Annotated in this window: 20 protein-coding genes; 1 reads left to right on the top strand and 19 read right to left on the bottom strand. The window is 49.6% G+C overall.

Annotated features, from left to right (window positions below; translation table 11 throughout):
• Positions 1-11 precede the first annotated feature (11 nt).
• The 15 genes from FCL45_RS08805 to FCL45_RS08875 all read right to left on the bottom strand — a co-directional run bounded on the left by FCL45_RS08805 (position 12) and on the right by FCL45_RS08875 (position 16,886).
• Complete coding sequence (locus FCL45_RS08805; RefSeq protein WP_136798208.1) at positions 12-1,481, bottom strand: pyridoxal-phosphate dependent enzyme; 1,470 nt, start codon at positions 1,479-1,481, stop codon at positions 12-14.
• Between the two features lie 22 nt (positions 1,482-1,503).
• A complete protein-coding gene (gene thrC / locus FCL45_RS08810) occupies positions 1,504-2,784 on the bottom strand; it encodes a threonine synthase (protein ID WP_136798209.1) in 1,281 nt (426 codons plus the stop codon).
• 60 nt (positions 2,785-2,844) lie between these two features.
• Positions 2,845-3,426, bottom strand: coding sequence for a GNAT family N-acetyltransferase (locus tag FCL45_RS08815; RefSeq protein ID WP_217907700.1), 582 nt, complete (start codon positions 3,424-3,426; stop codon positions 2,845-2,847).
• A 62-nt stretch (positions 3,427-3,488) separates the two neighbouring features.
• Complete coding sequence (locus FCL45_RS08820) at positions 3,489-4,520, bottom strand: TRAP transporter substrate-binding protein (protein ID WP_136798210.1); 1,032 nt, start codon at positions 4,518-4,520, stop codon at positions 3,489-3,491.
• Positions 4,521-4,547: 27 nt separating this feature from the next.
• Positions 4,548-5,831, bottom strand: a complete 1,284-nt coding sequence (locus FCL45_RS08825) for a TRAP transporter large permease (protein WP_136798211.1) — start codon at positions 5,829-5,831, stop codon at positions 4,548-4,550.
• Positions 5,828-6,370 carry a TRAP transporter small permease gene (locus FCL45_RS08830; RefSeq protein ID WP_136798212.1) on the bottom strand — a complete coding sequence of 181 codons (543 nt, stop codon included), beginning with the start codon at positions 6,368-6,370 and terminating at the stop codon, positions 5,828-5,830. The genes FCL45_RS08825 and FCL45_RS08830 overlap by 4 nt, the downstream gene beginning before the upstream one ends.
• A 50-nt stretch (positions 6,371-6,420) precedes the next feature.
• Positions 6,421-7,116: a GntR family transcriptional regulator gene (locus FCL45_RS08835; protein WP_136798213.1), complete on the bottom strand. Its 696-nt coding sequence runs from the start codon at positions 7,114-7,116 to the stop codon at positions 6,421-6,423.
• Positions 7,117-7,495: 379 nt separating this feature from the next.
• A complete protein-coding gene (locus tag FCL45_RS08840) occupies positions 7,496-8,101 on the bottom strand; it encodes a class I SAM-dependent methyltransferase (RefSeq protein ID WP_136798214.1) in 606 nt (201 codons plus the stop codon).
• A 508-nt stretch (positions 8,102-8,609) separates the two neighbouring features.
• Positions 8,610-9,281 carry a GntR family transcriptional regulator gene (locus tag FCL45_RS08845; RefSeq protein WP_136798215.1) on the bottom strand — a complete coding sequence of 224 codons (672 nt, stop codon included), beginning with the start codon at positions 9,279-9,281 and terminating at the stop codon, positions 8,610-8,612.
• A 407-nt stretch (positions 9,282-9,688) separates the two neighbouring features.
• Entirely contained in the window at positions 9,689-10,957 is a 1,269-nt protein-coding gene (locus tag FCL45_RS08850) for a dicarboxylate/amino acid:cation symporter (RefSeq protein ID WP_136798216.1), read from the bottom strand.
• A gap of 153 nt (positions 10,958-11,110) precedes the next feature.
• The gene (gene cuyA, locus FCL45_RS08855; protein WP_136798217.1) at positions 11,111-12,109 is read right to left on the bottom strand and encodes a D-cysteate sulfo-lyase; all 999 of its coding nucleotides are present in this window, start codon (positions 12,107-12,109) and stop codon (positions 11,111-11,113) included.
• Between the two features lie 27 nt (positions 12,110-12,136).
• On the bottom strand, positions 12,137-12,520 hold the full coding sequence (locus FCL45_RS08860) for a RidA family protein (RefSeq protein ID WP_136798218.1): 384 nt from the start codon (positions 12,518-12,520) through the stop codon (positions 12,137-12,139).
• A 768-nt stretch (positions 12,521-13,288) separates the two neighbouring features.
• Complete coding sequence (locus FCL45_RS08865; protein ID WP_136798219.1) at positions 13,289-13,897, bottom strand: universal stress protein; 609 nt, start codon at positions 13,895-13,897, stop codon at positions 13,289-13,291.
• A gap of 164 nt (positions 13,898-14,061) precedes the next feature.
• Positions 14,062-15,447, bottom strand: a complete 1,386-nt coding sequence (locus tag FCL45_RS08870; RefSeq protein ID WP_167495805.1) for a sigma-54 interaction domain-containing protein — start codon at positions 15,445-15,447, stop codon at positions 14,062-14,064.
• Positions 15,448-16,178: 731 nt separating this feature from the next.
• A complete protein-coding gene (locus FCL45_RS08875) occupies positions 16,179-16,886 on the bottom strand; it encodes a hypothetical protein (RefSeq protein WP_136798221.1) in 708 nt (235 codons plus the stop codon).
• Between the two features lie 1,149 nt (positions 16,887-18,035).
• Between FCL45_RS08875 and FCL45_RS08880 the strand changes: the two genes are divergently transcribed.
• Positions 18,036-20,000: a Clp1/GlmU family protein gene (locus FCL45_RS08880; protein WP_136798222.1), complete on the top strand. Its 1,965-nt coding sequence runs from the start codon at positions 18,036-18,038 to the stop codon at positions 19,998-20,000.
• A 357-nt stretch (positions 20,001-20,357) separates the two neighbouring features.
• Here the strand turns inward: FCL45_RS08880 and FCL45_RS08885 are convergent, their stop codons facing one another.
• The 4 genes from FCL45_RS08885 to cfa all read right to left on the bottom strand — a co-directional run bounded on the left by FCL45_RS08885 (position 20,358) and on the right by cfa (position 25,404).
• On the bottom strand, positions 20,358-20,603 hold the full coding sequence (locus FCL45_RS08885) for a hypothetical protein (protein WP_136798223.1): 246 nt from the start codon (positions 20,601-20,603) through the stop codon (positions 20,358-20,360).
• Between the two features lie 323 nt (positions 20,604-20,926).
• Positions 20,927-22,324, bottom strand: a complete 1,398-nt coding sequence (gene pntB, locus FCL45_RS08890) for a Re/Si-specific NAD(P)(+) transhydrogenase subunit beta (RefSeq protein ID WP_136798224.1) — start codon at positions 22,322-22,324, stop codon at positions 20,927-20,929.
• Positions 22,325-22,334: 10 nt separating this feature from the next.
• Complete coding sequence (locus FCL45_RS08895) at positions 22,335-23,888, bottom strand: Re/Si-specific NAD(P)(+) transhydrogenase subunit alpha (RefSeq protein ID WP_136798225.1); 1,554 nt, start codon at positions 23,886-23,888, stop codon at positions 22,335-22,337.
• 358 nt (positions 23,889-24,246) lie between these two features.
• Positions 24,247-25,404 carry a cyclopropane fatty acyl phospholipid synthase gene (gene cfa / locus FCL45_RS08900; RefSeq protein ID WP_136798226.1) on the bottom strand — a complete coding sequence of 386 codons (1,158 nt, stop codon included), beginning with the start codon at positions 25,402-25,404 and terminating at the stop codon, positions 24,247-24,249.
• Positions 25,405-25,789 lie beyond the last annotated feature (385 nt).

Consider the following 25,789-nt stretch of genomic DNA (forward strand, 5'->3'; position numbering starts at 1 on the left):
CTTCGTCTCCATTACAACTGCGCCAGCAGGCCGGTGCGGGCGTTGAATTCGTTGATGTGCTTATCGATTTCAGGTGCCAGGGCCGGGATGGAACTCCAGTAGCTGCTCTCCTGCCACTGTGCCTGGATTTCCTCATAGGTTTTGCCCTGCTGCTCGACCCAGGTGTAATACTTCAGGTTGTGGATGCGTTTACGGCCGTAGTAGCTGAGTTCTTCCATGGTGTCGATGCCGGTGGTGTGCAGGCGGCCCATGGCGTATGCTGCGTTCAGTGCAGAGAATTCACCTTTCTCCTCTGTCAGTTCGGTGAGGCGGCTGCCGTACATTTCCATGGAGTCCGTGGCCATGGTGAGCACCACATCTTCCTCGCCCAGTTCGTAATACTTGGCGAATTTTATTGCGGCCAGGGTGTTGGCGACAGAAGAGATGCCGAGCTGATCAAGGCCGTCAACCACAGCACTGTCTATACCCTGCTGCACCAGAAATTCCTTGCCTGCTTCTTCGTTGAACAGGCGGATAAGGTTCATGGGGATCTCGTCGTCGATGGCGATGACCATATCGGTATTTTTGGCGTTATGAACCCATGGGATATGTTTGTCGCCGATGCCCTCGATTCTATGATCGCCAAAACCGTTATTCAGCAGTGTCGGGCATTGCAGAGCCTCGCTTGCCGCAATTTTGGAAGTTGGGTAGAGACTTTTGAGATAGTCACCGCTGGCAAGTGTGCCACCGGAGCCGGTGGAAAGCACCACACCCTTGAAATTCGTTTCAGGGGTCGGGCAGAGTCCGGCTATCAGCTCGGCCATGGCGTGGCCGGTGACATGGTAGTGCCAGAGATAGTTGCCCATGTCGTCAAACTGGTTGAAGATCATCAGCTTGTCGCCGGATTGACGCAGCTCCCAGCACTTGTCGAAGATCTCCTTGACGTTACTTTCAGAGCCTGGGGTCTTGATGGTTTCGCCGGCAACTTTAGCCAGCCAGTCGAAGCGTTCCTTGCTCATGCCTTGAGGCAGGATGGCGATGGATTCACAGCCGAGCAGGTTGGAATCGTAGGCACCGCCGCGGCAGTAATTGCCGGTGGACGGCCAGACAGCTTTCTGCTCGGTGGGGTCGAACTGGCCGGTCACCAGACGGGGAACCAGGCAGCCGAAGGCGGCTCCGACCTTGTGGGCGCCGGTGGGGAACCATTTGCCGAGCATCAGCACGATCCGGGCTTTTACGCCTGTGAGTGAGGAAGGCAGTTCGATATAATTCACTCCTCCATAGCCGCCGCCCTGGGCTACCGGTTCGTTCTTCCAGCTGATACGAAACAGGTTGGTCGGGTCCAGGTCCCAGAGGCCGAGATTGCCGAGCTTGTTGCGAATCGGTTCCGGAATCAGGGACGGATTGCGCATCTGCTCAAAAGTAGGGATGATGATGTTTTTTTCACGGGCCCTTTGTACGGCCCGCTCCAGTCCTTTCTGGTTTATGGTCAGATCGAGCATGTGCTTCTCTCTCAGTAAAAAATTAACAGTTGTTTTTCAGATCGGCTGGCAGGTTCTTGCCAACCTCGTCAATATCAGGGGCTATGGTGCAGGCTTTGCTGCCAGCAACCGAGCACGCTTTGATGGTGGCACCCGGGTCTTTCAAACCGTTACCGGTTACCAGGAGCACCGAATTTTCTTTGTTGGTGATAAGGCCGGCTTTCACTGCCTCTTTCAGCCCGGCAAGGGAAGCCGCCGCCGCGGGTTCGGCAAAAATCCCGGTGGATGAGGCCAGGGCAGGTATTGCGGCGAGGATATTCTCATCAGCCACCCGTAGCCAGGCTCCACCTGTTTCAGAAACTGCTCTTGCGGCTTTTATCCTGTCTCTCGGTAAACCAGCAGAGATGGAATCGGCAACAGTGTTGGCAGAGATGGCGGGGAAGGTGAGTACATCCGCATTCTTTTCGCTGGCCTGCCACATAAAGTCGCTGCCGGCAGACTGTACCCCCATAAGGCGCGGTATTTTCTCTATCCAGCCCAATTCCAGCAGATCTTTGAACCCTTTGTGCAGACCGCTGATTATGCAGCCGTCACCAACGCTTACAAATACCGAGTCGGGAACCCGCCAGTCGAGCTGTTCACAAATTTCAAAGGCGGCGGTCTTCTTTCCTTCAGCCATATACGGGTTGTAACCGGTATTCCGGTTATACCAGCCGAACTTGCTGCTGGCCTGAAGGCAAAGCTCGAATGCGTCATCATAGGTTCCTTGAACCAGGAAAATAGTGGCGCCATAAGCCATTAACTGGGCGATTTTTCCTTCAGGTGCCGACGCCGGGACAAAGATAACGCACTCCATCTGCACCGAGGCACAGATGCCGGCCAGTGCGGCCGCGGCGTTACCGGTGCTGGCGGTGGTGATCACTCTGGCTCCTGCTTCTTTGGCTTTCATAACCGCAAGCGCTGAGGCGCGGTCTTTGAGCGAGCCTGTTGGCTGGCGGGAGTCATCTTTAATAGTGAGCGAGCCAATGCCGACTGATTCAGCCAGCAATGGAGCCGGTACCAGCGGTGTCCAGCCTACGGTGAGCGGTGGCACAGGAGTGTCGGGCAGAACCGGCAGCAGGGGGCGGTATCTCCACTGGGAGAAATCGCCAGACTTGGCCAGATGTTCCCTGGTAAACGTTGTGCCGATCTGCTGATAGTCATACTCGACTTCGAGGATGCCCTCATTATCGTGATCGGGGCAAACGAGTAAGCCGGAGTCAGGTGCGTGGAGAGTGTTGCAGATAGTGCAGCGCAGGCCTGTTATATGTTGTGGAATTTGCATAAGTTATAAATGTAAACTGTGGACTTGATAGAATTGTTTAAAATTTCACAGGTAAAATATTTAATTATAATTTTGGTAACTTGGAAGTTTTTGTGAAGTATCGTATGCCAGTTCGTAATAGACGTTACAGTTGAATTGGAACTCATGGAGGGTTGTCATGTGTAATTTACGTGTATGAGCTTCATAAGACCTCGGATTTTGTTTGTTTATGAAGGTTATCATTATCGGGAAACGCTTTGACATCGCATCTCGTGCAAAATCGAAGATATCTTCAAGTACGCCGGTTCCCCGAAATTTCTTATGAATGCAAATAGGGCCATACTGGCACGAGTTCCCTATAGAGAGTGTTTCAGTCTTAAAGGTGTGTTGTGGCAATTCGTTGATCATGAACTGGAACATAGGCCACTCTGACCAGTAGTGCCAAGATGCCGACATAGCGTAGGCAATTACAGTTGACTCATCTTTAGCGACAAACAGGCCTTTCTCTTGAAGGATGAGGCGTTGCAATTGGTCGGCTGTAAAGGGAGTTGTAACAAAGCCATCAGTTTTGTCTTCTTCAGAGATGTTATCGAGTTGATATCTGCCCTGAAGTTCAAGTACAGCGTTAATATCGTTGAGTTCTGCCAGGCTATATTGGATCATCTGTCTTGTATCCTTTCCTCACCAACCGACCCGGGGAACCGGGCCGATTGGAGTACAGGCTATCAGGAAGCTGACTGGACAGCTGCCAGGAATGCCTCAAGCATCTCTTTACCTTCAGCACCGAAAGTCTTTTCGATATGCTCCTGAACTACCGGCAGGGTCGCTGCGCGGAATTTCACTTTTTCTGCTTCCGGAAGCGAGTATACCTCAAGTTTCTCGTTCAGAAATGGCAGACCGCGATCAGAGGCCTCAATGGAGTTAGCGATACCGCGGCTGGTCACGATGGCAGCTTTAGCGGCAGACTCTACCACCTTCTGCTCAGCAGGGGTAAGGCTGTTGTAGAAATCCTTGTTCATCATCCATACATGGGGTGCGAACAGGTGATTGGAGAGGGTGAGGTACTTCTGAACCTCATAGAGTTTAGCGAACTCTACAATCGGTACCGGGTTCATCTGGCCATCAGCAACACCGGTCTGCAGCGCGGTGTATACCTCAGACCAGGCGATTGCTGCAGGCTGGCCGCCGAGTCCGGAGATCAGCTTCTTGTGGGTATCCAGACCCATGGTGCGGATTTTGAGCCCCTTCATGTCTTCGAGGGTCTTGATAGGGTGCTTGGAGTTGGTGAACTGGAAGAATCCGCCTGAATCACTGAATCCCAGGGTTTTCATACCGGTTTTAGCCTCAATGTCCGCTCCCAGCTTTTTACCGAACTCTCCGTCAAGCACCTCATAGGTGGAAGCGATATTAGGAAAGGCAAATGGAATATCGAGAACTGAGATCATTGGGTATACACTGGCTACACCGCCTACAGAGTGTACACCAAGCTGGATGATACCGGATTTCACCTGCTGAACCACATCAGCATCTTTGCCGAGCTGACCGCTTGGGAAGATCTGTACCTGCACCTCTCCATTGGTCCCGGCCTCGACCAGGTTCTTGAAAACGACTGCCGCAGCACCGGAAGGATTATCGAAGGCACCGTTCTTGTTCAGGTGGTGCATCTTGATAGTCTTGGTTGCCAGGGCTGACTGTGCTACCAGCATGAACAGAGCGCATGCCGCGAGCATGAAGGAAATTTTACGTACGGTTTGCATCGAACACCTCATAAAGAGAATTGCCTGCTAGAGATCCAGCAGAAGTTTTGGAAAAAACATTGCCAGGTCAGTCCAGTAGGTGATGAGGACCAGCACGGAGACTTCGGCAATGATAAACGGCCACAGAGCGGCGCTGATCTTTTCAATCTTTTCCCCGGTTACGGAGGAGAGAACAAAGATACAGGCCCCGACCGGCGGGGTCATAAGGGAAATATTGAGGGTGAGAATAATCATCACGCCGGCATGAACGGGGTGCATGCCGATGGCGGTGGTGAGTGTCCCCAGCATGGGAGTGAGGATGATAAGGGCAGCATTGATATCCATGAACATGCCGATAGCAAGTAAGAAAGTCAGTATCAGCGCTTTGATCACCAGCGGATTGTCGGAAAGGGAAAGGAAAAATGCAGCAAGTTGCTGGGGGATCTGCATGAACGTCATCCACCAGCTGAGAATTGAGGCGGAAGCGATGATCAGAAAGACCACGCCGGTGATCCGGGAGGTACGGATCAGCATCTGGAAAATATCATTGACCGTGATGGTACGCTCAATGATCAGGCCAACAAAAAGGGCGTAGGCAACAGCGATTGCTGCGGCTTCTGTTGGTGTGACTATTCCGCCCAGAATGCCGCCAAGGATGATAAGGGGCATAAGCAGGGCGAGAAAACTTCCCTTGAATGCTTTGATAATTTCAGTGAGCTTTGGGCCGCCTTCAGCCTTGGGCAACCCGAGCCTACGACCCAGGGCCACAATGAGTGCCATGCAGGTGAGACAGATCAGAATACCTGGCAGGATTCCCGCAGCAAAAAGGCCCGCAATTGACACCCCGGCCAAAGAGCCGTAAATGACCATCAGGTTAGAAGGGGGAATGGTTGGCCCGATGATGGAACCGGCAGCGGTGACTGCGCAGGCGAACGGCCTGCTGTACCCCTGTTTGGTCATTGCCGGGACCAGGGTGTTGCCAAAGGCTGCGGCATCGGAGACCGCGGCGCCGGTCATACCGGCAAAGAGCACGGAAGCCAGCATGTTGGAGTGGGCGAGTCCGCCCCGCATGTAACCAACCAGAGAGTCGGCAAAGTTAGCGAGTTTCATGGTCATACCCGCCCGGTTCATGATTTCACCGGCCAGGATGAAAAAGGGCATGGCCATAAAGGTAAAAAGATTGAGCCCGTCAAAAAACCGTTTTGGGGCCATCATCATGAAGTTGTCGCCGCCAATCATGAACAGGCCGATGGCACCGGCGATACCGAGTACGAAGCCGATGGGTACCCCGACAAGGAGAAGGGTGAAGAATGTTGCTGCGACGATAATCATCTGACCTGCTCCTTGAGTTTGTAGATAGGTTCGATCTGATACGCTTCCCGGACCATGCAGACAGATATCTGAATTATGGTCAGTCCGCTCGCTAAGGGGACCGAAAGGTAGGGAATGGTCATATTCATCCCGAAAATGGTTGCGAATTGTGTGGTTCCGGCCTTGGTCATCATGATGCCGTAATAGAAAAGAAAGGCAAAAAAGATGAGGCCGATCAAGTCGAGAAGAAGACGGAACTTCACCTGATGCCGGGAAGGGAGTTTGGCAAAAAGGAGATTCAGGCCAATATGCTCCCTGCGGTGAGTGCAGCAGGGGATGGCCAGCAGGGCCGCCCAAATCATGATGTATCGGGCAAGTTCTTCGGTCCAGGTGCCACCGAGAGCGAGGAAATATCTGTCGATAATACCAAACCAGACCACGCCGATCATGGCTGCGACCAGCAGTCCGCAGAGACGTTCGGTGAGGTAGTTAATGGAGTAGCCAATCTTTTCTATGGATTCCAGCTGGCCGGAAACGGCTTTATTCAATGCTCTAGTCATTCTTTATCTCTTCAGGGAAAACATAAACGTGAAATCTTAAGGCAGATGGGTCAGCTTTCGTCGTCTTCCTTCTGGTCCTGATCGAGATCAAGAGCCTGAAGTCTTTTGAGGCTGTTTTGCCAGTTCGTCCGAATAAGGTGCTGGGTCTCAGCGAGGTTGCTATTTCTAAGTGCCCCCAGAATCTGGTTGTGTTCCATGAACGATTCATCGGATGACTTTGTGCCGTCGAAATAGCACACCTCGATGCGCCGAAACTTGATCTTCAGATCACGCAGAATCGAAATCAGGTAATCATTGGCGGATTTGGCGATATATACCTGATGAAATTCAACGTCAGCCCACGATGCCTTTACCGGGTCATTGTTTTTGGTGGCTTTGTTGATCGAACGGTTAATCGCTTCCATCTGGTGAAAATCTTCATCATCAAGAAGATCGATACATTCAGAAACTGCCAACTCTTCCAAAGTCCAGATGATCGGATAGAATTTCTCAGGTTCTTTCAGCGAAATTCTGGCAACCCGTGTCCATCGGTTGGCAGCAGACTCTATTAATTCTTTGTCTTCGAGTCGTCGGAGTGCTTCACGTACGGGAGTTCTGCTCACACCAAGGCGTTCTGCCAGATCTTTGTCGAGGATCTTCTCTCCGGGCCGGAGAACACCCTCCATGATCCATTTCAACAAGGTGTTGTACACCTCTTCACGCATGCTGAAGCGGTTGATTTGCTGAGGGTTGTGCGGTACGGGCATTGAATGTGTCCTCCAGTGGGGAAACAGGTTTGTGTGTCATATTGGATGTGATATATCACCTAAAATCATAATCGTCAAGAAAAGAAAATCTGTTACGAAAATGTAATTCAACTATCGGTGGTTGTGAAAATGATGTTGGAAATGTGATGTTTGAGCTGAGGAGGGTATTGAGATAAACTGCATAATATCAAACTATAAGAATGGATAACATGGTTTGTGTTCGTGGAGGGGCGATTGTCTGAAGTGGCAGAAGGCTATTATTGGTGTCAGTAGAGAAGGAAAAAAACACCCGGCAAGAATGGTGGAGGCATCGGGCCTGTAAGGTGAGGGGCCTTGATGGTCTCTCCGGTGTGAGACCGGAGAGGAAAGAACTGGTGGTTCAGCTTTTTTCACCAATAAACTGAACCACTGCCCCGGTGCCGGTGTGCAGGGTTCCTTCAAGAATCTCGCGGGTAGTTTCGAGAAGGTGGATCTGGTTGAGATCACGAAAATCATCTTGAACTATGGTGAGGGTCATCATCAATTCTTTCACTGGGGGGCCACCTGTACCCTGGTGAAGTTGCTCAGGGGTGTACCCCTCGAGTATCAGGGTGCCGCCAATCTTCAAGCCATCAATAACCTGTCGATGGAGGCGGCTGCGAACAGCTGGTGGCAGATGACAGAAAATTGAGATAACCCCATCAAAGGAACTGTCTGCAATAGTAAATTCAGCCAGATCTGCCACGATCGTAGTTATCTGCACACCATTTTCGTCGGCAAGCTTTTGAGCTTTTCGCAAACCCACTGTCGAAGAATCTACCGCAACAACATTAAAACCGTGCCGGGCCAGAAATACAGCATTGCGACCTTCCCCCTCAGCTAAACAGAGTATACGTCCCCCGGCGGGCAGATGCTGAATGCTTTCCCGCAAGAAATCATTTGGTTCGGTGCCATAAGCGAAATCATCTGTGGCGTATCGTTCATCCCATTTATTTACTTCCGACATGGTGCCTCTCTATATTTGACAGTTCTCTAATCGTTTCGGGGGGGAATGGTCGTGGCAGATTATCATCTTGCAATCACTTACTATGTATATGCATTTTTCAATTTTTAGCAAATGGTGAAACGGGTATTGAATACGTCTTCTTGACCAGCAGGAGATGAGTTGCGGTTTAGAGAACTTTATGTGCAGAAATCAAGAGCGGATCTGATGAGTACGAGTCTTAAGGTAGCTGATGTCTCAAGCTTACAAATGGTAATTTCCTTTTAAAGGAAGGCTTTATTGAGCCACTAGCTAATCCGGGAGAAGGTTAATGGAAGGTATCTGCAGCTATCACTGAGAGCGGGAAATGAAACCTAAAAGCATTGGCAGTGACCAATTCGCCAAGGAGTCTGTCGGATTGAAGCAGTCTCTACTCAGAGGTCAACATAGAATTTCTAATCACTAACGTTTCACGCAACACCTTTGAGAGGCTGCCTGGCCAAACAACTCTGGCCACTTTGTGTTTCTGCCATTACGCTACTTCCGCGTCAGCCTTTTCCTTCACTTGAGTTATCCGCTCCCCTATGTCGATGTAGTGAGCCCGGATGACCTTCTCGAGTTTATCTGCGTTCCGCTCCTTCAATGCATCAACGATCTTTTTGTGGCGCACGTACACTTCGTCTGGGGTAAATATCGCTATCCAGTATTTATAGAGCAGGAACTTCGAAATTCCCTGACATGATCTTTTGCAGAACTCTTTTAAAAGATCATTGTCGATTTTTGACAACAGAATCTTGTGAAACTTGTCATCCAAGGCTGCAAATGCTTCGAAACTATTTTTACTTTCAGTTACTTCAAGCATTTTCTCATTGATGGCCTCCAACCGTTTGTAATCTCGATCAGTATACAGGTCCACTGCTTGAGCAACTGCAGCGCCTTCCAGGATACCACCAGTGAAATAGCTGTTTCGAATTTGTTCAGAATTGAGTTTGGTTATGAATTTCCCTTTTTGTGGTATCCAGATAACCAGACCTTCCTGGATGAGAACCTGGAGCGCTTCCCGAACAGGAGCGCGACTTATGGAGAGCTCTTGGGCAATGGTCAATTCCTTGACTTTGTTGCCAGGTTTATAGGTACCATTCAAAATGCACTCTTTAATGTAATTTACTACTCGTTCTGTATAAGTGTGCTTTTCGAAACCCAAAGTGTTACTCCATCTGATAGTAGTGCGTTGTTGTATAGTTGTTGAAACACAAGGCCAAACATCCCTTTATACTGCAATTGTTTGTTTAGCACAAGATGCGTTTCGATGGCAGATGCTGCTTACCAGGGGAAATCCAGAAGAACAGCCCAAGGTTTGTATAATTCTCTGCATCCGATTTTCATTTCTTTCTGCACTTCTCCATATGCCTCCCATAAGGTGCTGAGTCGGGAGAGCTGCCGCTGGGTGTTCCGTGCATTGTGATGCCGAGGAGTATAGAGCTGCAAGTGCGCCCGCAGGTTGAAAACATAGTTGAAATTATAGGGCAGCAGCAATAAAAAAAGGCCTCCTTGTTGAAGGAGGCCTCTACGTGGCATTGAGGGTAATGCTCTGTCGCAAGTACAACTTTGTTAGGTCAGATCATCAACGATGTGACCGTCTTTATCAACATGAACACTGCTTCCACGTTCCAGCTCATCAAGTGGGGTTTCAGCAACTTCACGGTCCAGCTCACCGTTTAAAGAAGCCACAACAACACCGGCAGAGTTATCACCAAAAATATTGGTGGTTGTTCTGAACATATCAAGAATTCGATCGATTCCTGCCACGATGGCGATTCCCTCAAGCGGCAGGCCGACTGACTGGAGGACCATAGTGAGCATAATTAAACCGCCACCAGGAATACTCGCGGTGCCAACCGAAGCCAGAACCGCAGTGGCCACGATGGTCCCCTGCTGGGTCAGTGTCAGGTCAATACCATAGGCATTGGCGATAAACGTGGCTGCAACTGCCTGGTACAGGGCTGTGCCGTCCATGTTGATTGTCAGTGCCATTGGCAGGGTAAAACCAGAAACCTTGGGCGATACACCCAGTTGCTTCTGGGCACGCATGGAAAACGGAAAGGCAGCGGCAGCACTGCAAGTAGACAGGCCAACCAGCGCGGGTTCAAGGGTCTTTTTCAGGAAGGCAAGAGGAGATATGCGGCCAACTGTTGCGACCAGCAGCGTATAAGATGCAAAAATATGAATAAGGCTGGCGATCAGTGCTGCGATGATCAGCTTACCCATTGGCAGGAGTATGTCGAGACCGAATTTACCGGTTGTCCACGCGATAAGAGCAAATACGCCATATGGTGCAAAGCTGATGACGATATCGGAAACCTTGAACATGACCTGCGCCAGGCTTTGGAAAAACCTGCTGACAGGTTTACCTGCGTCGCCCGCCATGGAGAGTCCTGCGCCGAAAAGTAACGCAAAAATAATTATTTGGAGAACGTTGCCTTTAGCAAGAGCTTCCATCGGGTTCATCGGAAACATGTTGACAATCATCTTGGCCGGGCCTACAGATTCCGGAGCATTGAAAGTCTTCATCTCGCCCAGGGTAAGTCCTGTGCCTGGCTGAAGGATGTTAGCGACTACCAGGCCAATCACCACCGCCAAGGTGGTAGTTGCCATAAAGTAAACAAGGGTGGTGATCCCGGTCTTTCCTAAATTTCTGATGTTTCCGGTGCTGACGACACCTGTAATCAAGGTGGAAAGGATCAGTGGAACGACGATCAGGCGCAGACAGCGAATGAAAATGTCACCGACAGGCTTTAAATATGCAGCTTTTTCTCCGAGTATCAGGCCGGCAACGACGCCAAGCACCAGCCCGATCATTATCTTATGATAAAGTTTCATAGTGTTTTCCTCTCACAGAACACTTTAGATTTGGAGAACAGGCAGTTCCCTCCCTCAACGGGTAATTCCCTATTCTCTATAGGGTAAAGCACCGAACTAGCATTTGCTCCGGTGCTTTACTTTTAAGCCGGATTTCTCAGTACATGCTTCTATCTATTTGAAGGTATCAAGATAAGCGTAGAGGGCCGGCGAGCCTCCAGTGTGGAGAAAAAGAACGTTCGAGCCTGCAGGGAAATGATCTTTTCTGACAAGATCAATGAGGCCCGCCATCGCTTTGCCGGAGTATACCGGGTCCAGCAGGATTGATTCTGTCTGTGCGAGCAGGGTAACCGCTTCTTTCATGGAGTCTGTAGGCAGGGAATAACCAGGGCCGACATACTGATCAAAACAGGTAACCTCATCTGCACTGAGCTCACCACGCATACCAGCGAGTGCCGCAGTCTCCTGGGCGAGATTGAAGACAATACCTTCCTGTACATCTTTAGGGCGACTCACGTTGACACCCGAAACAGGGATATTGGCACTGGTTCCTGCCATACCGACAACGATACCGGCGTGGGTGCCTGCACTGCCGCTGGGTACAACCATGTGGTCGATATGCAGACCGGTTTCAAAAAGCTGCTGGACGATCTCCTGCGCACAGCCGACATAACCCAGCGCTCCGATGGCATTTGAGGCCCCGCCTGGAATGATGTACGGTTTCTTGCCTGCAGCTTTTAACTCCTCAGCCAATGTCTCCATTTCGCCAAGCATATCTGAGCCGCCCGGCACAACCTTGGTAGAAGCGACTCCCAGGAGGTTGAACAGGAAATTGTTACCTGAGGCATCTGGCTTGTAGCTTCCTTTAACACGCTCTTCTAAAATGAAATGACAATCCAAACCTTCTTTCACTGCCCAGGAAAGGGTCAGGCGGCAATGATTTGATTGCACTGCGCCACAGGTGATGATGGTGTCGGCACCTTTTTCAAGCGCGTCAGCAATGCAGAAATCGAGTTTTCTGGTCTTGTTGCCACCAGAACAACCCGGCAACAGGTCATCACGTTTGATGAAGACATTAACTTTGCCACCGAGCGCTTTGGAGAATGCCGGTGCTGCTTCGATGGGGGTTGGTCCCTGCAGATAATTTCGCCTGGGGAATTGAGTAAGGTCCATGATCTCTCCGGTAAAAATATAATATTATTAAATACTTGCTACAGCTTCTATTTCGATATCTGAACCAAGCGGCAGTTTGGCTACCTGGACAGCGCTTCTGGCTGGAAATGGCATCTTGAAGTATTGCGCGTAAACTTCGTTCACTTCCTGAAAGTCGTTCATGTCTGCTAGAAAAACCGTGGTTTTGACCACATCGTCGAGTGTGGCTCCTGCAGCATCAAGCACCGCAGCCAGGTTTTTCAATACTTGGTGGGTGCGATTTGCAATGGGCCCTTCGGGGAATTTTCCGGTTGCCGGATCGATTGGCAGTGCTCCGGAAGTAAAAATCAATCCATCTATTTTCACGGCTTGGGAATATGGACCAATGGCTCCCGGGGCGTTTGGGGTTTCAATTGCAACATTTTCTGACATGTTTAGTCCTCTGCGTCTGGTTTGTGCTGACGTCGTTGATTCGTCAGTCCGTCATTCCAGTCTACTCACCGAGTAAACGTAATTAATACAGTTAAGAAGTGGCGAATGTCGACACTTTATGCTTAAGGTAAATCTCAAAAAATTTGGCGGTTGTCAATGTTTATTTTACAGTTAGTGATGAAATGTCGACATTTCGTGTAAGATAAGTATAGCTATTACATATACCTATACGGTTTGCGGAAGAAAATATTCATGAATAAAAATTGTATAAGGGGTAAATGCAGGCCACGCAGCTGGGGGCTTGCTATAGATATTCCGACGGAAAAAGCAGATGCTTCTTCCTCGGCAAATTGCCCTGGCACAGGGCACGGTCATAATGGGGTGGATAAGAAGCGGAATAAAAGTGAAAACAGGGAACGCGCCACATTTTCGATTAGTCGGCTGTTGAGCTTTGCGGGATGATCTAAGCCATAAAAAAAACATATCATTACAGTGTATTCCTAATGTAAAGCTCAGGAATACACTGGTCCAAGCAACCCTTTCAACCACCCACCGGTAACCCAAACCTTTCAGGAAGTGTGTAATCCTTAGATTTGTTTAAATGGGAAATATTGCCAATAAGAGTATCTTCCTTTTGGGTGGCGGGTGTCTAGAGTGGGGATTTAAAGAATGCGTGGTTGAAATGGGTAAACAAAAAAGGCTCCATTTCACGGTTGCAATCGTAAGATGGAGCCAAAACAGCAGAAGTTTAATCCGCTTTTTTTAATATTACTTATACCGACCAGCGGAAAAATGTGGCAAAAAAGATGGCAGAAAACCAGTTGACTGCTCTTTCCTTTCACCTGGAATAGGCACGACAGTAACGGGTACTTTTGATCTTTTCATTACTCGTTTAGAGAGGGTTGTCGTAAAGGTGAAAAAAGGTTTCTCGTGTGCACCCATGACAACGAGGTCGCAGTTGGAGTTTACTGAATGTTTTAAAATCTGCTCTTCGACATCGCCGTACACTACTTTATCGATAATTGTTAAGCCGAGCTGTTCTGGATAAAGCCCATCATCCATGCCGAACTGTTGACAAATAAAAGCCTGGCGATTTCTATGTGCCATCTCCTCAAGTGCTTTGTTGTGTTCACGAATGAGTATTTCCTGTCTAACCTCTTTGGTGAGGTAAGACATAGCAAAATTCATGATTGCAGATTGGTTATCTATGACATGTAAGCATACGATTTCAGCGTTAAACTGCTTGGCAAGATAGAGTGCATACTGGTACACTTTAGGTGCGGATTTAGTCAGGTCCGTTGCGTATAGGATCCTTTTGATTTGGTTTTTGTTGGTCAACATGTCCTTAGGTATTTGCTTGGTATTGTTTTGGCTCATGGGGTGGTTCCTTGGTTGTGATAAATAATGGTTATGCGTTCTGATAACTTTACACTAGCAAAGAGCGTGCCTAAAATAAAAACATAGCAAATACAGGTTGTTACAGGTTGAGTCGTTGGCAAGAAGAATGCGTTTATGCAACTCAAATGCATTCTTGCATAAAACTAGAGTTTTCTGGAGAGGGTTGACTGATGGACGCCTAAAATTTTTGCAGCTTCAACCTGACTCCCACACTTCTCTATTGTTTGTTGGATAATATCTTTTTCAAACTGAGAAACCTGTTGGCTGAGAGTACCGTCATAGTGTGGTAACTGCTTTGGCGTGCTTTTTGTTATTGTGGTTGCCCACTCGTGAACCTGCTCCACTGTGATTTCTCCTCCTCCAGTGACTATGAGTAGACGCTGAATAAGGTGGGAAAGCTCCCGTACATTACCTTTCAAAGGCAGTTGCGTAAGCTCGTTCAGGGCCTCAGGTGTAAGAGAAGCCTCAATCCCAAATCTGGTTGAGTACTGTTCAAGAAAAAAATGAGCCAGGGGGGGTATCTCTTCTCTACGCTTTCGCAGAGGTGGGAGTTCGATCGGCATACCGTTGAGGCGAAAATAGAGATCATCTCGAAATATTTTATTAGCCATCATGGATGCCAAATTTCTATTTGTGGCCGCAATAACAGTACAGTCAACAGGGATCGGACTTGTCCCACCCACAGGGTAAATCTGACTTGTCTCAAGAAACTGGAGAAGTTTGACCTGGAGGACATAAGGAAGTTCACTAATTTCATCAAGGAATAATGTCCCACCATCTGCGGCTTGTATGCGACCTTTTTTCCCCCCAGCTGTGGCACCGGTAAAGGCACCCCCTGTATGTCCAAAAAGTTCTGATTCCACAAGTTGATCCGGAATAGCCCCACAGTTTATGGCAATAAAAGGGCCTTCTCTTCTAGGGGACTGGTCATGAATAAAGCGGGCAAACATTGTTTTTCCAACCCCCGATTCGCCGGTAAGAAGTACAGGTACGGGGAACTTGGCGACCTGCAGTGCGAGGTTGAGCTGCTTTTTCATTATATTACTTGTTACAACGATCCCGTTTAATGTGTACTGCTGAGTTTCTGCGACGAGGTGTTCGTCTTTGGCTGCAGCGTGAATGGCCAGTTCAACAGATTCAGTGGAATCGTTTTCAAGAACCGACTGTAACGACATATCCCTGTCATTAAAAAGTACATAGAGGAGTTCACCTACATCATCAAAAATTGGGGTACCTGTGGCGAGGATTGACCTACCACTTCGGGTGGTCTGCATGATGGAGAGCGTTTTTTTCTTTTGTACTACGCGCTGGAAGAGGTTTGGCGACCATGCTCCCTGCTTAACAAGGTCTAATACGTTGGATCCAAGCACCTCTGAGGCTGGGATTTGAAAAAGTTTGCTAAACCGCTTGTTTATGGCAATTACAAGGCCTGTAGAATCGGTGAGTAATATTCCATCGGTACTATAATTTAACAACAGCGTTGCGAAATCGGTTACATCAATATCAGGTAATATATTAAGCGGTGGCATCGAAGACCCGTGTGGTGTGTGGATGGAATGGGTGGAATATTCCATGTAGAGTGCACGGCCTTACTCATTTTGTCAATCAGTGATACTGAGGAAACAAGGCTCAGCAACCCAAGTACGATAATTCGAACAATATGTTGGGCAACACATCCAAGACATAATCCTTTTGAAAAAGGGGACTCAGGTCTTCAGAGGATACCATCAAGTTGGAAAGAGGCAGGAAGGGATGAACAAAAGACCAATAATCCCCGGCCCCAAAAACGACCTGTTTAAAGCCTGATGGGAAGAGCTGGTTCATCGACAGGAGATAATACGGTTCTTCAGGAACATGGAGTTTGGGAGATTTAAATCTCTAGCTGCCATCCGTAATAAAGACAGCCACTTACCAAACTGATTGGTAAGTGGCTGTTGTCGTATGGAAGGTTTTTATACCACTGTGGTGGCTCTTTTTTCACTCAGGTCACTTCCAGTACCAATGTACACTCAGCCTGCCTCACCTACTACAACTCTTCAAACCAACCTCCATGGAACTGAGGCCAGCCCAGAAGAACGACCCTGCAAGAGTCCTTTTGCCAGCCCTTCCGTAACGGAGGAAGGCCCTGGAGCAGCAGCAATATTTGAAATTACTGGCGCGACAATACTGATATTTCCACCTGATTATGATAAAAAAAACAGGTGAATGGTAGCTTGGGGCATTATTTGTGAACAGATCGCTTTTTCAGAAGCAGATTTTCCTAGTCAACTTCTGCAAGCTCATCCTTGACCAGTCTGACGCTTTCAACCGTGACGGAACCTTTTCCCAGGTATGCTCTTGTAGGGATGTAGTCAGCTATTTCTGAAATATCCAATCCATCTGAGGTATTATAACCAACATCTGCCCATACAACTACCTCATGATCTCCTGCCTCCAGATTACCAAACACAAAGTTAAAGGAATTGGCAGTCATTGTATCGAGGACCAGGGCTACCATCTCTTCCGTCAGGCAAGTTTCATCTATTGTTGTGATACCAGTTAATTCATCAGTCACGTAGCACTCTTCAACGGTCACGCCCGATGGTACTTCAAGAGAGCCTGCGAATTCGGCTATCAATGCCTGGTACCTTCTGGCAAAAGTCACAACTCCTGGCTCTGCCTCTTCACCATCAACCTCTACCCAGACTTTTACATAGGCTTCGGCCTCTGCAATATCTCTTGCAAGAGCCTTGCTCATAACCTTGGTATTAGTCGTAAGACCACACTCAAGGGAAACATCGATGAAAAGGTCTTTCTGTGAGGCCGAGTGGATGATTTGTGAAAAAATAGGTGCAGCGCTTTTGAACTCAACTGTGGAAACATCACCCGCTGCACAGGTTGCCTTAGCAGTAGCCGAAAAAGCACTGCCAACTCCGAAGAACATCATCAAAGCGACAGCGAAACAGACAACAGATAATCTTTTACCCATTATTTTATCTCCATTAACGTTCATGTTTTTACCTTCTGTGAAATCCTGAAATGCTCAACCCCTTCAATGATTCATTGAGTGTCGGATCACCTCCTTCTGCATATGCAGTGACGTTTTTAAGATGAGTTCTTAGCGGGTCATGTGATTATCCGCTCAGAAATTGATCCCCCCGATAGAGAACCCAATTGGTCCCAATCAATCTTTATGCTCTTTGCTTCCTGTTGAAATAGGGAAGTCAACTGCACCAATAAGCCAACAGGCTATCTATATTTCGTTAAATGACGGATCAGCTGTTTCCCCGTGCCTTTTCCGGTATCTGCTCTACAACACCAACATTTTTCGCGATCACTTGGAATGAATTGTCGAGCCTGTAGCCACCATATGGCCTTTGACCAATTTTAGAGGGTACGTCAATTAAAGGTCAGGGTTTTGTCTGGAGCAGATGCTATACTTATCGCTTTTAGACTCGGCTTTTAGGGTGTAATATCCAGTTGTTGCACGACATATCCTAGATGTTTGGAGTACTCACTTTCACAATGAATGCAAGTGCGTCACAGGCACAAGAGCGTTCCAGTTACAGCCTTAGCTTTCCATCACTTTCCCCTGAACAGCGGCAAGCAAGGTACGAGACTTGGAGATATCATCTATATGGCTGCGGTAAATAATCGATTTGCGCCTCGATCTTGAATAAAAGGCCGAGTTTTAATATGAAAACTAATTAACAGAACTTGGCTTTCAGTCTATTACTACGCGCTATGATATTGTAATGCTGAATAATCTTGGTTAGATAAAAAGTTGCCCTGAAACCTAGCACACAATAGGTTTAAAAACAACAGGAAAACATATGCTCCAACTAATTAACAAGCTTTAAAAAAATGATGCTCCACAATGTTTTTACGGCTGCATGAGCGAAATGAACTGCAATTCTGATAATTGTGAAGACCACATCTGAACCTCCTGAAACGCTTTAAGAATCGCTTAACATAGGAAGTTGTTTTTTAGGTGAGCACCTTAAATTGCTTGTCTTACGCGCCTATTCAACCTTTCGTTAGTGGTCGAAGCCTCCTGTCCGTCCTAATTTTTCCTCTTGCTGTGCATTTCAGGAGGAAAGGATTACTATTTTAGCAGAGCAACCGGGGTGATGAAACTATGTCAACGGACCGACCAGTTACGTTCTGTGGAGAAAGCGAGGATCTTTTAGCACCGCTCATTACAGGGTATCGCCGCATTCTCGTCTGGGGCGATATGGGAGCCGGGAAGTCCACCCTCGCCCTGAAGCTACTGAGCTCCCTCACCACTTCGTTGAAATCCTGTCAGATTCTGGAACTTGATCCCGGGAGCCCTCCCTTTGGCATCCCGGGAGCTGTATGCCGGGGCTGGTTGGAGAATGATGAGATCCGTTTTGGGAATTCCGCTGCGCTCTGCTCCCTCGATGCCAGCCGTTTTCGACTGCCGCTCAGTCTTCTGGCCCGCTCCCTGGTCCGTCAGGTCGATGAGGAAAAAAAGGACACGATACTGCTCATTGACCCGCCAGGGGTGGTTAAAGGTGTTGGTGGGGCTGAACTGCTCCTTGAGCTCACCGAATCCCTTGAAATCGACATGGTCCTCGTTCTCTTCTGGAAAGCGGCTCCACTCCCCCTCGCCCAGGAACTGGCCGCGCTCCATGCCGAAAAACTCTATATCCCTGCTTCTGCGCTGGCCAAACGGCCAAGCAGGTTTCAACGGATCAAACACCGCACACGGTTGTGGGACAATTTTCTGAAACAGGGTGCGGAAGAGACGGTGCAACTTGATCGGTTGCACCTTTTAGGGACGGTGCCGCCCCTGGAAGCTGTCAAAGCATGGAAAGGAAGACAGGCCGCATTGCTGGACAGCCGGGGAAGGACGGTTCGGCTCGGTGAAGTGGCAGAACTGCACGGCAAAAAGCTTACACTGAAGATGGTTAGATGCAATAATGGCAATGTGTCCTCACTGCTAATCAGGGATGCCGGAAGAGATGGTGCAGGGAGACTCGCGACCATCCTTCCCGTTACCCGGATACCGGCGGTGGGCAACCAACCTGCGGAAATGACGCCTCCCGTTCTCCCCCCGAATGCGGGATATCTTCCCATCTCCAGCCATCTCGGTCCCGCCTGGGCAACCCTGGTGGGTGGTGCTCTCGGCGACCCCCTTCTGCATGTGAGGCTGAAAGATCTGAAAAAGAGTCTGCTCTTTGATCTTGGTGATCCGGCCCGTTTGGCGGCCAAGGTCGCCCATCAGGTCAGTGCGGTGTTTTTAAGCCATGCCCATCTTGACCATATAGGAGGCTTTGTCTGGTTCCTCCGTTTGCGCATCGGCCTGCTCGAACCGTGCAAGATATTTGGTCCGGTGGGAACGATCGATCACATAGAGCATTTTATACAGGGGGTCACCTGGGATCGGATCAAGGAAAAGGGACCTGTCTTTGAAGTGGGGGAAATAGGGCAGGCGACCATCAGGCGCGCCAGGCTGCAGGCTGGTAAAGAGCGCATCAACCTGCCGGAGACGACCATCAACAATGGCGTCATCCTCACTGACGAACATTTTATTATCAAGGCTGCCATATGTGACCACCGTACCCCATCCATAGCCTACGCGCTTGTATTTGGCAGGGAAATAAAGGTAAGAAAAGAACGTTTGAAAGCCAAGGGAGTGGCTCCGGGGCCCTGGCTTGGTCGGCTGAAATATTGCATAGCCAATGAATCACCTCAAATATTGATCGAACTTCCCAACGGTATGAAGCAACCAGCCGGTGAACTTGCCGAAGAACTGACCCTCATTGTACCGGGCAAGAAAATGGTATATGCCGCCGATATGGCGGATAGCCCGGATAACAGAATAAAGCTCACCGAGCTGGCTCGCTCAGCACACACCTTGTTTTGTGAGGCGGCATTTACCATGGAGGATCAGGCCAGGGCCGATGCCAATCAACACCTCACGACCTTTGCCGCCGCGACAATCGCCGGAGATGCAGGGGTGGAGCGATTAGTTCCGTTTCATTTTTCCAAGAGGTATGCGCCCGACTACCAAGTTCTCTATGATGAAATTCTGGCAAACGCTGGCCGTGTTCAGGTCCTGGGCCACTTTTCCAGGTGAGTGGCAATCACCTTTTCCTGTACCTGACAACGATTATAACGTATGGGTGGCGGCTTCCCGGCAGAGCACAAGATCATTCGACACGCAGTGCAACGAACATTTCCCGTTTCAGGAATCAATGATTGACTTGCGTTTGCAGAAGGGAAAATGACAATGGCAAACGCATCGGTGTTGGCTGTAAAAATTGGAAAAGAGGCTGTCTGTCTGGTCACTGTAGCTGATGTGATGTGCGGTCTCTCCAACGAAAAGAGTGGGTTGGAGACGAATAACTCCAGTCTCGCACCCATCACGCCATTTCCCCCCTCCTGCTGCGCAGCAAGGTGTTGGGTAGGGCAAGGGCTTCTTGCCCTACCCAGGCTATCCCTGATTATCGATCTTATCGCGAAGGTTGCGCAGACAGAATGACAGGAATTCCGACTCCGGTGCCCGTACACCTGTCCAGTCGACACTCTGCCTGAATTCATCCACTACCCCTTGCCAGTACTCATCGTATTCACCGTCTTCCATAAAGATAGCCTTGGCGGCGGAATCCGTTACCTTATTACCTGTTTCAAAAAAGCTGATCAGCATATCCAGCACTTTCAGGGGCTCAGTTGTTTTCATGATAAAGATCTCGTCTGTAGATTTTACGTCCAGGGTAATATTCTAATACCCCTCCAGACTGAGTCGGGCAGTGGACCGACCCTCCCCATAATTGCTGTTGTTCGAGTTGATGGAAGGCGATCGGTATCCCATCAAAATTACTGATGATCTGATGAATGCAATGCGCAGAGCCTATACTGGAAAAAACCATGCAGTGAAAGATGATGTCAGGCAGTGCATTCGATGGCTGAACCATGATCTTTTCACGGAACCTCCCGGAGGAGACGGAGAATACCACCTTGTCTTCTTACGCAACAACTTACTGACCTATTATCAGGGACACGCTATTCCAGATGTTTCAACACAGCATCCAGGCTTTCACGGGCATCGCCGAACAGCATTCTGGTATTTTCTTTATAAAAAAGCGGATTGGCAACACCTGCATAGCCGGTGGCCATAGAACGTTTCAGGACAATGGTCACTTTCCCTTTCCAGCACTCCAGCACGGGCATACCAGCAATAGGGCTGTCCGGTACCTCCTGGGCGGCGGGATTGACAATGTCGTTGGCGCCAATTACCACGGAGACATCGATCTGGGGAAAATCTTCATTGATCTCATCCAATTCGAAGACGATGTCATAGGGCACATTGGCCTCGGCGAGGAGCACGTTCATATGGCCCGGCATGCGGCCGGCAACCGGATGGATGCCAAAGCGGATATTGGTGTTATTCTCGCGTAACTTGCGTGTGATTTCATAAACAATGTGCTGTGCCTGGGCAACAGCCATCCCATATCCCGGAATTATCATCACCTCTTTGGCATTGAGCAGCAGTTCCGCCGCCTCCACCGCTTCGATAGCAACGACTGCGCCAGCTTCATCCTCGGCATCTGCTCCTGCTGTGCCCGCTGAGGTGCCGAAGCCTCCTGCGATAACGGCCAGAAATCGGCGATTCATGGCGCGGCACATGATATAGCTCAAGATTGCACCACTGCTGCCGACCAGGGCGCCAACCACGATCAGCAGGTCATTGTTCAACATGAAGCCGGTTGCCGCAGCCGCCCAACCTGAATAGCTGTTCAGCATGGAGACCACCACCGGCATATCGGCTCCGCCAATGGCCATGACCATGTGCACCCCGAAAAGAAGAGCGATGACGGTCATCAGGACAAGGGGAACAGTACCGCCGCCAATAGCCGAATATTTGATGAACTGCCCACCCAGCACTACCGTTCCCAAGAGCATCGCCAGATTGAGCCAGTGACGAGCTGGCAGCAGCAGAGGTTTGCCGCTGATCCTGGCGCTCAATTTTAAAAAGGCAATTACCGAACCGGAAAACGTCAGGGCGCCGATCAGTATGCCCAGATATGTTTCCGAATCGTGAATGGTCTTTTCGATACCGACAAGCATCCGTTGATGATCCATGAAATTGGCATAACCGACAAGGACCGCCGCCAGCCCTACCAGGCTGTGCAGGATCGCCACCAGTTCGGGCATCTGGGTCATCTGCACCCTTCTCGCAAGGATCAGGCCTATGGAACCACCGATGACAACTGCCAGGAACAGGATGAAATAATTGGCAGTGACAATACCGATGACGGTGGCTAACAGAGCTATCGCCATGCCAATCATGCCGGAATAATTCCCACGTCGCGAGGTCTCCTGCCGACTAAGGCCGCCAAGTGCCAGGATAAACAGGATGGTTGCGCCGATATATGCTACGGTTACAATACCATATGACATGTTTGCCCTCCTATTTCCTGAACATGCTCAACATTCGATGGGTGACCGCAAAACCGCCGAAGATGTTGATGCTGGTGATCAGGACAGCAATCCCCGCCAGAAAGACGATCAGTAAGCGATCGGATGAGATCTGCAGCAGCGCGCCGATGACAATGATACTGCTGATCGCATTGGTGACACTCATCAGAGGCGTATGCAGAGATGGCGTGACATTCCAGACCACCATATAGCCTACGAAACAGGCCAGCACAAAAACGGTCAAATGTGACATGAACTCAGGTGGGGCAACACTCCCCAGAGCCAGCGAGCCGATAGCGAGTATGGCAGCTGCCAGAATGAGGCGCAAGGGACTTCTTTTCTTTCCGGGCTGTGGTTCCACTTTTGCCGGAGCCGGCCGCTTTTTCGGGGCAGCAGAGATTTTTGGGGCCGGTGGTGGCCAGGTAATTTCACCTGCCTTAATGACGGTTGCCCCGCGTATGATTTCATCGTCCATATTGAGGACGACCACGCCGTCTTTTGCTGGAGTTAATTCCGAGAGCAGGTGGCGAAGATTGGTGGAGTACAATTGACTGGCCTGCGTTGGCAGACGCGAGGGCAGGTTGGTATACCCTATTATGGTCACTCCATGTTTCACCACAACCTTATCCGCTTCAGTAAGTTTACAGTTACCTCCCATTTCGGCAGCGAGATCGACAATGACACTGCCTTCCCGCATGACCTTCACCATGGCTTCGGTGATCAACTCCGGGGCGGGTTTACCTGGAATGAGCGCAGTGGTAATGATGATATCGACCTCCTTTGCCTGATCGGCAAAGAGTTCCATCTCGGCCTGAATGAATTCTTCGCTCATCGCCTTGGCGTAGCCGCCTTCACCGGAGCCGTCTTCGTCGGCAAAATCGAGCATCAGGAACTCACCGTCCATGCTCTCGACCTGTTCCTTGACCTCGGGTCTGGTATCAAAAGCCCTGACTATTGCTCCCATGCCCCTGGCTGCGCCAATCGCCGAAAGGCCAGCCACACCCGCGCCTATCACCAGCACCTTTGCCGGAGGAATCTTGCCGGCGGCAGTTATCTGCCCGGTAAAAAAACGGCCGAAGTGTTGAGCTGCCTCAACAACAGCCCGATATCCAGCTATATTGGCCATGGAGCTGAGCGCATCCATCCTCTGGGCCCGTGAAATGCGGGGAATGGAGTCCATGGCCAGCACGTTGATCTTTTTTGAGGCAAGCTTCTCTAAAAGCGCCTGATTTTGACCGGGATGGATGAAACTGATAAGTGTCTGGCCTTCCCGTAACAGTTCCAGCTCGTTTATACCGCGTTCGGGGGGATTCTCCGGCGGGCGGAGCTTGAGGATGATGTCGGCATCGCGATAGAGTGTCTGTACATCCTGCTCGACCCTCACGCCAGCGTCACTATAGGCGTCATCAGTAAATTTTGCTGCAGCACCTGCACCGGCTTCAATGACTATGTCGAAACCGAGTTTTTTGATTATCTTTGCTACTTCCGGTGTCGTTGCAACCCGTTTTTCATTTTCATGTCTCTCTCTTGGAACACCTATCCGCATACTGTACCTCCTCTTGCTGTAGGAAGTTTTAGCTCTACTCGGGTAGACGATAAGTAATTGCTTAATGTAGCGCCTTAAAGAAATTGGCCTGACAGGTCCATGGACGCCAAGCCACTATCTTTTACCTGACACGCCAAAGCCATCGAAACATTTTTTTTCTCTTCATTCAGTGTGATTACCCTGCTGAATCACCAGAGGTGTGTACCGTTTGAGTATTTGCCAAGATGATTTTAGTGTTTTGCTATCAGGTGCACAGGGCTTGTCTGGGAGAGGTGAGAGGCATGAGGCGTTCGCTGATAGGTTAGAGCTGACAGACCGTTCTGCCGATGTGACTGCAGAGAATGGCTCCAAGCCCCTTTTACTTAGATGAGTCGGAGCATCTCGGACAGCGAATCGACGTGTAGCCTCCGTTCCTGCCGAGTTGGGAAAGTACTATCTGCCATACCTGCATGTATCTGGCACGGAAGCCACCGGCCATGGAGAGCAGGTAGTAATTCCACACCCGATAAAATTTTTCGCTGTACCGTTTTTTCAACGTCGGCCAATTGCGTTCGAAATTATCATGCCAGGCCAGAAGGGTCTTGTCGTAATCAGTGCCGAAATTGTCCCAGTCCTCGAGAATAAACAACTTTTCGATAGCGGTGGTCAGCTGTTTGGCGGACGGCAGCATGCCGTTTGGAAAAATATACTTGTCGAACCAGGGATCTCCGGTATGTGTGGTCCTGTTGGAACCGATGGTATGCAGCAAAAACAGGCCGTTATGGGCAAGGCATCGAGCGACGACCTTCATAAAGGTCTCATAGTTTTTATAGCCGACATGTTCGAACATACCCACCGAGACTATGGCGTCGAATTGGTCATTGACTTCCCGGTAGTCCTGCAACCGGATCTCCACCGGCAATCCTGCACATCGTTCTCGAGCGAATTTGAGCTGTTCCCTGGAGATGGTAATACCCACCGCTTCTACCCCATATTGACGGGCAGCGAATTCCACCAGGCCCCCCCAGCCGCAACCAATATCGAGCAGCCGCATGTTCTGTGTGAGCTGGAGCTTACGACAGATCAGGTCCAGCTTAATCTCCTGCGCCTGGTCAAGGGTGTCGGCCCCCTGCCAGAAGCCGCAGCTGTAAATCATGTGGCGGTCAAGCATCAGCTCGAACAGATCGTTGCCGGCGTCGTAGTGGCGTTCCCCCACCTGGGGAGCGCGGTGCCGGCTTTGACGGTTGCTGAGCCTGGCCTTGAGAATATTGAAGAGAAGCGTAGGGTTGAGCCGTACACAACGGTCCAGCCGGTGACGCAGAATCCGGTGGATAAATTCATCCAACATTTCGCATTCCCACCAACCGTCAATGTAGGATTCCCCCAGGGCAAGCGAGCCCTTGGTCAGGATATTCTCAAAAAAAGCATTATTTTTGACCTGGATGTCCCAGGGCCGAGTGCCGTTAACGGTTACATCAGCCTGAGTCAGGAGGTTGGTGAGATAAAGGCGCGGAGATGTCAGCAAGGATCGATTCATGGAAATATCTTACCTCCCATCGTTGTTTGCTGATGAACAAGACAGCCTGGCGTCGTCCGGGGAATCCTGTGCCCTTTGCTGCGGGATTGGTACCACTGGCGAAGGTGAAGAGTAATCGCTCCATCAGGTGGCCCTGGGGGTTGGAGCTGTCCGGCACATAGCTGTCATTTCACTACTCTGATCCTAACATAGATGGAGCTGTCTAAACAATTTTTTCTCACTGAATGTGTCGGGTGCACATGTAAGGGCACTGGCAAAAACGGTTATAAGAAGACGGGTTTTTAGAAAATATAAAAAGCATCGGATAGATCCACCGGGAAAATCAAACGTTCCTTACATAGCGATGACCTATCACCTGTCACCCTGCCTCGAAGGGAAAAGGGGG

This window comes from Desulfosediminicola ganghwensis, from assembly GCF_005116675.2.
In the GTDB taxonomy this organism is placed as follows: domain Bacteria; phylum Desulfobacterota; class Desulfobulbia; order Desulfobulbales; family Desulfocapsaceae; genus Desulfopila; species Desulfopila ganghwensis.

Excerpts from the sequence above, each read along its gene's own strand:
- FCL45_RS08875 (WP_136798221.1), bottom strand. The coding sequence starts at position 16,886 with ATGGGTAAAAGATTATCTGTTGTCTGTTTCGCTGTCGCTTTGATGATG.
- pntB (WP_136798224.1), bottom strand. The coding sequence starts at position 22,324 with ATGTCATATGGTATTGTAACCGTAGCATATATCGGCGCAACCATCCTG.
- cfa (WP_136798226.1), bottom strand. The coding sequence starts at position 25,404 with ATGAATCGATCCTTGCTGACATCTCCGCGCCTTTATCTCACCAACCTC.
- FCL45_RS08820 (WP_136798210.1), bottom strand. The coding sequence starts at position 4,520 with ATGCAAACCGTACGTAAAATTTCCTTCATGCTCGCGGCATGCGCTCTG.
- FCL45_RS08870 (WP_167495805.1), bottom strand. The coding sequence starts at position 15,447 with ATGCCACCGCTTAATATATTACCTGATATTGATGTAACCGATTTCGCA.
- FCL45_RS08830 (WP_136798212.1), bottom strand. The coding sequence starts at position 6,370 with ATGACTAGAGCATTGAATAAAGCCGTTTCCGGCCAGCTGGAATCCATA.
- FCL45_RS08825 (WP_136798211.1), bottom strand. The coding sequence starts at position 5,831 with ATGATTATCGTCGCAGCAACATTCTTCACCCTTCTCCTTGTCGGGGTA.
- FCL45_RS08885 (WP_136798223.1), bottom strand. The coding sequence starts at position 20,603 with ATGAAAACAACTGAGCCCCTGAAAGTGCTGGATATGCTGATCAGCTTT.
- FCL45_RS08880 (WP_136798222.1), top strand. The coding sequence starts at position 18,036 with ATGTCAACGGACCGACCAGTTACGTTCTGTGGAGAAAGCGAGGATCTT.
- FCL45_RS08840 (WP_136798214.1), bottom strand. The coding sequence starts at position 8,101 with ATGTCGGAAGTAAATAAATGGGATGAACGATACGCCACAGATGATTTC.
- FCL45_RS08895 (WP_136798225.1), bottom strand. The coding sequence starts at position 23,888 with ATGCGGATAGGTGTTCCAAGAGAGAGACATGAAAATGAAAAACGGGTT.
- FCL45_RS08835 (WP_136798213.1), bottom strand. The coding sequence starts at position 7,116 with ATGCCCGTACCGCACAACCCTCAGCAAATCAACCGCTTCAGCATGCGT.
- cuyA (WP_136798217.1), bottom strand. The coding sequence starts at position 12,109 with ATGGACCTTACTCAATTCCCCAGGCGAAATTATCTGCAGGGACCAACC.
- FCL45_RS08815 (WP_217907700.1), bottom strand. The coding sequence starts at position 3,426 with ATGATCCAATATAGCCTGGCAGAACTCAACGATATTAACGCTGTACTT.
- FCL45_RS08850 (WP_136798216.1), bottom strand. The coding sequence starts at position 10,957 with ATGAAACTTTATCATAAGATAATGATCGGGCTGGTGCTTGGCGTCGTT.
- thrC (WP_136798209.1), bottom strand. The coding sequence starts at position 2,784 with ATGCAAATTCCACAACATATAACAGGCCTGCGCTGCACTATCTGCAAC.
- FCL45_RS08805 (WP_136798208.1), bottom strand. The coding sequence starts at position 1,481 with ATGCTCGATCTGACCATAAACCAGAAAGGACTGGAGCGGGCCGTACAA.
- FCL45_RS08860 (WP_136798218.1), bottom strand. The coding sequence starts at position 12,520 with ATGTCAGAAAATGTTGCAATTGAAACCCCAAACGCCCCGGGAGCCATT.
- FCL45_RS08865 (WP_136798219.1), bottom strand. The coding sequence starts at position 13,897 with ATGAGCCAAAACAATACCAAGCAAATACCTAAGGACATGTTGACCAAC.